This is a genomic window from Synechococcus sp. H55.9 (assembly GCF_047462355.1).
In the GTDB taxonomy this organism is placed as follows: Bacteria; Cyanobacteriota; Cyanobacteriia; order Thermostichales; family Thermostichaceae; genus Thermostichus.
In genome coordinates this window covers 9,719-17,701 of record NZ_JANSJB010000009.1, presented here as the reverse complement: position 1 = coordinate 17,701, position 7,983 = coordinate 9,719, and the positions used below count along the sequence as shown (strand labels likewise).

7 protein-coding genes and 1 riboswitch are annotated in these 7,983 nt (G+C 61.1%); of the genes, 6 read left to right on the top strand and 1 reads right to left on the bottom strand.

Translation table 11 applies throughout. The features are described from left to right. Positions 1-261: 261 nt before the first annotated feature. Positions 262-1,467: a pentapeptide repeat-containing protein gene (locus NW857_RS02345; protein ID WP_414349318.1), complete on the bottom strand. Its 1,206-nt coding sequence runs from the start codon at positions 1,465-1,467 to the stop codon at positions 262-264. A 162-nt stretch (positions 1,468-1,629) separates the two neighbouring features. Between NW857_RS02345 and NW857_RS02340 the strand changes: the two genes are divergently transcribed. The 6 genes from NW857_RS02340 to NW857_RS02315 form a co-directional block, all read left to right on the top strand. Continuing rightward, the gene (locus tag NW857_RS02340) at positions 1,630-3,450 is read left to right on the top strand and encodes a DUF1565 domain-containing protein (RefSeq protein WP_414367854.1); all 1,821 of its coding nucleotides are present in this window, start codon (positions 1,630-1,632) and stop codon (positions 3,448-3,450) included. Positions 3,451-3,541: 91 nt separating this feature from the next. Then, positions 3,542-3,683, top strand: a riboswitch (cobalamin riboswitch). Between the two features lie 39 nt (positions 3,684-3,722). Next, positions 3,723-5,669, top strand: a complete 1,947-nt coding sequence (locus NW857_RS02335) for a TonB-dependent receptor plug domain-containing protein (RefSeq protein ID WP_414334714.1) — start codon at positions 3,723-3,725, stop codon at positions 5,667-5,669. An 89-nt stretch (positions 5,670-5,758) separates the two neighbouring features. Next, the gene (locus tag NW857_RS02330) at positions 5,759-6,169 is read left to right on the top strand and encodes a DUF1636 domain-containing protein (protein WP_414334715.1); all 411 of its coding nucleotides are present in this window, start codon (positions 5,759-5,761) and stop codon (positions 6,167-6,169) included. Between the two features lie 9 nt (positions 6,170-6,178). After that, positions 6,179-7,048: a (2Fe-2S) ferredoxin domain-containing protein gene (locus NW857_RS02325; RefSeq protein WP_414367853.1), complete on the top strand. Its 870-nt coding sequence runs from the start codon at positions 6,179-6,181 to the stop codon at positions 7,046-7,048. Between the two features lie 3 nt (positions 7,049-7,051). Then, positions 7,052-7,729: a hypothetical protein gene (locus NW857_RS02320; RefSeq protein WP_414338036.1), complete on the top strand. Its 678-nt coding sequence runs from the start codon at positions 7,052-7,054 to the stop codon at positions 7,727-7,729. Positions 7,730-7,755: 26 nt separating this feature from the next. Then, a partial coding sequence (locus tag NW857_RS02315; RefSeq protein ID WP_414367852.1) for an ArsA family ATPase occupies positions 7,756-7,983 on the top strand: 228 nt, incomplete at its 3' end.

The window sequence follows — 7,983 nt, the reverse complement described above, 5'->3', positions numbered from 1 at the left end:
CACCCCCGGCCCCTCTCCCAGAGGGAGCATTCCCTCACCCCCGGCCCCTCTCCCAGAGGGAGCATTCCCTCACCCCCGGCCCCTCTCCCAGAGGGACTGCCCTCACCCCCGATCCCTCTCCCAGAGGGACTGCCCTCACCCCCGGCCCCTCTCCCAGAGGGAGAGGGGAGCTGGGATCAACTCACAAGCTGTTTCGTGGCTGTTTGCCATGACCACGGCAGCGCTGGCGTTGAACCCAGGGTTGCCGGCCATTGCTCTGGATCAGGGCCGTAGCGAGGCCGGCGGCTCGGCAGGAGGGGGTAAGGGCTCGCTTTTGCCGCCGGGATCCAAGCGGGAATTGGGGGGCGAAGGGTCGGGATCCAGTTTGGCCCCCCAGGTGGCCAGGTAGGCTCTTTGTTCGGGGGAAAGGCGACGCACCCGGCGGAAGTCCGCGCCGGCCACGATGGCGCCGGCATAGGCTCCCGTTTTGAAATCGGGCTTTTGTCCTGGCTGGGCCGGGGAAGCGGTCTGCAGGGATCCCACAAACAGCAAAGCGCGGTAGAGATCGGCCCCGCGCAGGTCGGCATTGCGCAGGTTGGCCCCGCAGAGGTTGGTGTGGCTGAGATCGCAATCCTGCAGGTTGGCTCTTTCCAGGCTGGCCTCGCTGAAGTCCACCCCCCGCAACAGGGTGCCATGCAGGTCGGCCCCTTCCAGCATGGTGCCCAGGTTAACCACGCGGATCCCGTTGAGGCGATCCCGCTGGTAGCCGCCTTTGCCGTCCAAGATGGGCCGGCCCAGGTGTTCGTCGCGGCGCAGGGGGCTGAGCAAATTGGCGGTGGAGAGGAAACGCAGGATCTTGGCTTTGCCGAAGCGATCCACGCCGTTGAGGAGCGCCGCCGTGCGCCCGGCAGCGATGGCCCGCTCCAGGGGCCAGTCGTCCAACTGCCCATCAGGGGAGAGAACCAGGTTGGAGATGCCCTCGAAGTAGGCGTCGATGGTCTGCTGCTGGGTAATGGTGTTCTGCTGGATGGTGAGGTCGCGGGAGATAACGTACTGCCGCCAGGCAATATAGGCGGCCAGGAGAGCGATGAAGATCTGCCCGGTAGCGCCGAACACCTCCCCCAAAGCCCCAATCGCCTCCCAGCTCAGGGATCGCAGGGTTGAGAGAACCCCACTCCAGACCACTGCTCCTGCCACGGCCAAGCCGAGGGCTGCTGCCGCCCATCCCAGGCTGGGCCACGTGGTTAGCCACTGCCAGAGATCGCGCCCAATCTGCACCCAGAGCGGCTGCCCCCACCAGCCGGCCAAGCCCAGCCAAGCCAGCACCGCCCCCCAGCCCAGGGCCGGCTGCCCCGTCAACCCCGCCAGCGCCAGCAGCCCCGCCGGGATCCCCAACAGCAGCAGATTAAGCAGGGGGCGCCCAGACGAGAGGGAAGCCAGCGGCAACTCTTGGGAGGAGCCTTCGCGGGCAAGGGCTTCTTCGGTCATGGCAAGGGTATACTCTAGGGGTAGCGTTGGATCTACAAAAAAAGCCTGCGTCAGTCCGTATTTGGAGTTGGGGAAGAGGGCAGGATCCCGCCTCTCGGGTTTGGTAGGATAGCCTCGACCCTCCTTCCTTCTCTGGCCCAGCCTGGTGTGAGGATGACTCCTATGATCGCTTCCTTATCGTTTATCCGTCTGCAGAAATCCGGCGAACACCAATTTACAGCAGTCCTGCCTGACTTGTGGTTGCAGCGTCATGGTTCCCCAACCCTGGCACGACTGGCCGCCTCTCTGCTGTTGAGCACCAGCTTACTGCTGGCGGCAGGAAGGGATCCCAGTTGGGCGCAAACTTCCCTGGACACCGGCCTTTTGGAGAAGCAGGCCCTGCCCCAGGCGCCACCGCTGCCGGACGACCGCCCGGCCATTTTTGTCGATGCCGCCAACGGCAGCGATACCCAAGGGGATGGATCCCGCAACAACCCCTTCAAGACCATCACCCATGCCATCGGACAAGCGCCAGCGGGCAGCATCATCCAGCTGCTGCCGGGGATCTACAGCGCAGAAAGCGGCGAAGTCTTCCCCATCCGCCTCAAAGCTGGCCTTATCTTGCGCGGGGACGAGTCCAACCTAGGGGAGGGCTACCTGATCGATGGCGGCGGCACCTACATGAGCCCGACCCTGGCCCGGCAAAATGTTGCTCTGCTGGCCGAGACCGGCTCAGAGGTGCGCGGAGTTACCCTGCGCAACCAGGGGCGGCGCGGCTATGCCCTCTGGATAGAATCGGCTTCCCCCCGCATTCTCAACAACAGCTTTGTGGGCAGCATCCACGACGGCATTTTCATTGCTGGCGCTTCCAACCCCTGGATAGAGGGCAACCGCTTCTACAAAAATGGGGCCAACGGCATCTCCGTCTTGGGCACCTCCCAGCCTACCATTGTCAACAACCTCTTCCAAGAGACCGGCTTTGGCCTCACCATCGACCAGCGCTCGGCGCCGATGGTGCGCAACAACCGCATCCTGCAAAACCGCACCGGCATTGTGGTTGGCGGCAGCGCCCGGCCCATCTTGCGCAACAATCTCATTGCCCGCAACCTGGAGACTGGCCTGACAGCTATCACCAACGCCCAGCCCGATCTGGGCACGGCCTCGGATCCCGGCAACAACATTTTTGAGGGCAACGGCCAGTACGACATCCACAACGCCACCCGCGGCCTGCGCCTCAACGCCAACGGCAACCAACTGGCGGGCAAAACCAAAGGGGAGCTGGATCTAGCGGGCCAAACCACGGTTGCTGCCCTGCCCAGCAGCGCCCCACCACCCATTGCTGCCGGCGGCCTGACGCTGCCCAGCGCCCCCCCGGCTCCCAGCCGGGATCCCCAGCCGGCGGTGGCCAAGCCAGCCGAAACTTCCACAAACCTACCGGTGGTGGCGGTGCCGCAATCGACGGCCCCCCTTCCCCCTCCTGCAGCGGGCTCGGGAGGGCGTATTTTGCCCAGCGGCCCCAGCCAGCCGTCAAGCACGCAACCCCAGGAGTTTGTTGCCGTCCCCTTCACCCCCGATGGCTCTACCACGCCTGCCCAGCCGGTTGAGCCGGCTCCTGCCGCCCCTGTCCGCCAGGCCTCTGCAGCTCCCCTTACCGACATCACCGCCCTGCTGCCGCCGCCGGCCCGCCGCCAAGCCAGAGAAAACCCTCCTACCTCCTCCTCTGCACCCTCAAGCTCGGCCCCAGCTCCTCCTGCCCAGGCTGCCGACAAGGACTCCGTCCCGCTGACGCGAGCGGCAACCCAGTTTCGCGTCTTGGTAACCCCCAAGGGCAGCGACGATTTGCAGCGGCTGCGGCAGCTCGTCCCTGAGGCAGTGGAGACCGTGTTCAACGGCAGGACGATGCTGCAGGCCGGCCTCTACGACAGCCGCAGCCAGGCCCAGTCAGTCCTGGATCGCCTGTTGGACGCCGGCTTTGACGCAGTGGCGGAGATGATCTTCCGTTGATATCACTGCCCAGGGATCCCCCCCGGCAGGATAGGAACTCCCCAGCAGGGGATGTATGATGCCTAGCACGGCTTTTTCCAAAAGGACTGCGGAGAAAGCCGTGCCGTCAGGTTGCTCTGGGGATCAGCCAGGGCAAGCAATGGGGAAAGTCCGGTGCAAATCCGGCGCTGTGCCGCAACTGTGATGGGCTAAGGCCCTCAGTCAGGATGCCCGCCTGCGGCTTTGGCTCACAGCTTAGCTCTTCCGCGTCGCACGGAAGCAGGAGAAACCGGATGAAAGTAATTGTTGTATGTCTCAGCCTTGGGCTGGGGAGCTGGAGTTTGGGGATCCCAGCCTGGGCGCAAGCGGTCTTGGACACCAGTCTTAGTGCCGAGATTTTCAATCAACCCGTCACCACACCGTTTCGCCGCCCTGGCTTGCTGCGGGACTCTTCGCGCCCAGTCTATGTCATCACCCGCCAGCAGATGCGCGAGCAAGGGGCAAGGACGGTGCAAGAAGCCCTGCGCTATCTGCCTGGGATCCTCAGCGATGGCACAGCGGGAACTCAGTTGGGAGCTCTTAGCTCTCAATTCATGCGAGGGGCGCGAACGGCGCAGGTGTTGGTGCTCTTGGACGGCCGCCCCCTCAACGATCTGGGCTTCTTTGGCGGGTTTGACCTCTCTCAACTCACCACAGATATTGTCGAGCGAATTGAAGTCTCTCCCGGTGGCGGCTCTACTCTGTATGGCTCGGATGCTGTTGGCGGCGTGATCAACATCGTTACGGTGGAGCCACAGCCAGAAACGGAGACGGTGCTGGAAGCGGCGGTCGGCAGCTACGGCCTCAATGAGCAAGGGATCCAAAGTCGGGGCCAAGCCCAGGATCTGGGCTGGGTGCTCAGCTATCGCCGTCTGAAAAGTAACAACGACTTTCCCTTTGCAATTGAGCGGCTGGGCAAGTCAGGCAAGCGGGAAAACTCGGCGGTGGAGTACCACAACTTGCAGGCCAAGCTTACCTGGCAACTGGCCAAAGACCAAGTCCTAACAGCCAACGCCCTCTACCTCAATAAAGCCTTTCGTGTGCCCAGCAGTGTGGAATTTCCCTCTCCCGATGCAGAGCAAAACACCAACGATCTGCTGCTGGATCTCAGTTGGCTGTGGACTCAGGCAACAGGATCCCTGCAGGCAAGAGTCTTTTTTGACGATCTCAACTACCGTTTCAGTGCTCCGCAAAGCCAGGGATCCCGCGACGTCATCCTGCGCAATGGCTGGGGATCCCAGCTGCAGTATGCTTGGCAAGCCGGCGAAAACCTAGAGGGAGCTTTGGGGGTAGATTATCGCTCCATCTCAGCTCGCAATACAACTTTTTCCTTTGCCAACGGTTCTGCCAATATCAACTACGACGATACGGTTAACCAGGGCGCCCTGTTTGCCCGCCTGGATTACAGCCCGGATCCCAACTTCCACCTTGATCTGGGCATGCGCCAGGACTTCAGCAGTTTGGCCAATGGCTCGGCCACCTCGCCGGCTGTGGGGATCCGTTGGACAGTGGCGGAAGGCACCACCTTGAGAGCCAACTACGCCAGCAGCTTTCGCACCCCCTTGATCTCGGAATTATTCTTTCGGCTGCGAGGCTTTTTTGAAGTGGATGGCAACCCCAATCTCCGCCCAGAGCGAGGGGAGAGCTTTGACGTTGGCTTGGATCAGAGCCTGGGAGATTTTGGCCTGCTGCGGCTAACGTTTGCCCACAACCGCATCCGCGATGGCATCACCTTTGTCAGCCTGGGGCCGCGCCAGGGAACCTATGAGAATATTGGGCTGGTCGAATACACCGGCCTGGAAGCGGCTTTGGATTTGCGTTTGGGGGAAAACTGGACGCTTTTTGCCAACTACACCCTCAATGATCCCATCATCCGCGCTGCACTTAACCCGGCCACAGTTGGCAAACAGCTAGCCTTTGTGGGAGCCGATAGCTTCAACCTAGGCCTAACCTATCGCTATGAGCAGGGCGGGTACGGCTCGATCTTGGTTCATCACATTGGGAGCTTTTTTACCAACAACTCCAATACGGAATCCCTGCCAGGCTATACCACCGTGGCTTTGCGGGGAGGGATCCCGTTGACTGAGGCCCTGAGCCTAGAGTTGGGGATCGACAACCTGCTGGATGAGCAGTATGAAGTTTTCCCCGGCTATCCCGGCGTTGGCCGCACGCTGAGGGTGAGCTTGCGGGGGCAATTTTAGCATCCTCTCGGGCTATTTTTGGCTAACTATCTAGAACAAGCTGCCCTAGTGGAATTGTCTGCTTTGCAGTGGAGTTTGGATACAACTCTATGGTGAGCGCGACCAACTTTCCCTCTATTTCTCCATCGACAACTTTGGCTCAAGCTGAGTCTAAACATTGCCTTTGGGTTTGCACCACCTGTGGATCTCGCTGGGTCAACGGCCAAAAAGAAGGGATCAGCAAGGGAGAAATGCTCCTAGCTGCCTTGCAATCCCAAAGGCTCAATCCCCAACTGCAACTGAAGCCAGTTGCCTGTATGAGCGGCTGCAGCCACGCTTGTGTGGTTGCGCTGGCAGCCCCCCGAAAGATGACCTATGTCTTTGGCGATCTCGATCCAAAAGACGTGGAGCCAATCTTGCAAACGGCGGAGCTGTATTTGACAAAGCCCGATGGGATCCTGCCCTGGGCAGAGCGCCCCATCAAAAAGGGGGTGATTGCCCGCATTCCGCCAATCCAATAGGAGCAACCTATGGCTGTTTTCAATCCCTGGGTCACACCCCTAAACCAAACTTGGCAAGAGGTTTCCCCCACCGGCTGGACAACCGTTTACGAAGGGATCCCGGCTCACATCGACTGTCTTGGGCCGCTGCTCTATGAGCTCTTTCAGGAGCGCTGGGCCGAGATCCAAGTGGGCCAGGTGGTGGAGGGTGGCGTCCTGGAAGCGGCCTTCAAGGATCCCCCTACTCTCTGTGTGCTCTACGACGGCTACTTGACCGTGGCCACGGAAACTTGGCATTTGCATCTGTGTTTGGAGGAACACCAGGGCGGCCCCTACCGCAGAACTCCTCCTGAGCTGCGCCGCAAAAGATTGGTCGGCCGCGCCGCACTCTATCGCCGCCTCAATCCGCAGGGCCAGCCTCGCCAATGGGGGATCCAGTTTTGGAACGGGGCAGAGGAATCGCTGCTGCAGATCTTTTTGCCCAGTCCCTTTTTGGGGCCAGGAGAAGACTACCTGCCCGAAGGCAAAGCCGACTATCAGCAGCTTTCCCTTTATGAACGCCTGCGAGCCATTTACGTCGAGGGAAAAGAGCGGATCCCTTACGCAGATAACCCTCTCAAGCGGCCCTATTTGGCGGTTTGCCGTTCCAGCCGCTGCTATCCTTCTCGCCACTATCAGCCGGTGGTGGAAGCTTTGCAATCGGCCCTGCGCGAGGCCAATCTGGATGTTCCGGTTATCACCTCAGGATGCCTAGAAGTCTGCCAACAAGGGCCGGTGGTTTTCTACTCTGGTGACCGCACCTGGTACAAGCAAGTCACACCCCCAGTAGCGCGGCAAATTGTCCAGGAGCACCTGCTGAACAAGTGTCCCTTAAAAGCTCACCTCTTTCCTGGGGATTAGCCTATGGTCAGCCTACAAGCTCTTGTCCAGTCCATCCCCAAAACCCGCCGCGGGATCCCGGAGGTCATTTGGATCCAAGCCACCCGCGATCTAGCCCAAGGTCGATTTTGGCCCAGCCTATTGACCACCATCGGCTGCCTTAGCAACATTGCCTATACCTGTACACTGCCTTTTGTAACTGTTGGCATCGTCACGGGCACCACGTTAACTCGCCAAAGGGCAATCGTCAGCGCTTCGATGATTTGGCTGGCCAACCAAATCTTTGGCTACACCTGGCACAACTATCCCCGTACCCCTGATTCTTTGGCTTGGGGGTTGGTCTTGGGGATCGGCACGGTGGGGGTGGCGTGGCTGGCCAGCTATCGCCCGCTCTTTTTCCAGCCCCACCCTGTCCAACCTCGGCAATGGCTGCGCAATTACCTTTGGATCCTGGTCATGCTGATCCTAGGGTTCCTTGCTTTTGAAGGGCTGATCTTGGCAGCCGGCCTGGTGCTGGGCGGAACAGAGGGCCTGACCCTGCCCATCTTGGGCAAGATCTGGTTGCACAACTGGCTGTGGACGGGCTTTTGGCTTGGGATCCACGCGCTGCTGGCCTGGGACAGAGGACGCCGCCGACTGGAGTTGGCGAGAGCCCACCTCGGCGGGCTGGGGTATCCCCAAGGGAGATCCAGGCCAGAATAGGGGTGACCTGCGCGCGAGGGATCCCTTTGCAGCCCGCTCAGCTCGACAACTCCCCCTTTGACCGGCTCTCGGCTTCCTGCCGCTTGCTGCTGTTGAGCGGCAAGGGGGGCGTGGGCAAGACCACCCTGGCCTGTGCCCTAGCCCGTCACCTAGCCCAGAGGCAACCAGAGCGCCGTTTGCTGTTGCTGTCCACCGATCCGGCCCACTCCCTGGGGGATGTGCTGGGGATCCCGGTGGCCGACACCCCCCAACCC

Coding starts and splice junctions, on each gene's coding strand:
- NW857_RS02335 (WP_414334714.1), top strand. CDS start 3,723: ATGAAAGTAATTGTTGTATGTCTCAGCCTTGGGCTGGGGAGCTGGAGT.
- NW857_RS02345 (WP_414349318.1), bottom strand. CDS start 1,467: ATGACCGAAGAAGCCCTTGCCCGCGAAGGCTCCTCCCAAGAGTTGCCG.
- NW857_RS02340 (WP_414367854.1), top strand. CDS start 1,630: ATGATCGCTTCCTTATCGTTTATCCGTCTGCAGAAATCCGGCGAACAC.
- NW857_RS02325 (WP_414367853.1), top strand. CDS start 6,179: ATGGCTGTTTTCAATCCCTGGGTCACACCCCTAAACCAAACTTGGCAA.
- NW857_RS02330 (WP_414334715.1), top strand. CDS start 5,759: ATGGTGAGCGCGACCAACTTTCCCTCTATTTCTCCATCGACAACTTTG.
- NW857_RS02320 (WP_414338036.1), top strand. CDS start 7,052: ATGGTCAGCCTACAAGCTCTTGTCCAGTCCATCCCCAAAACCCGCCGC.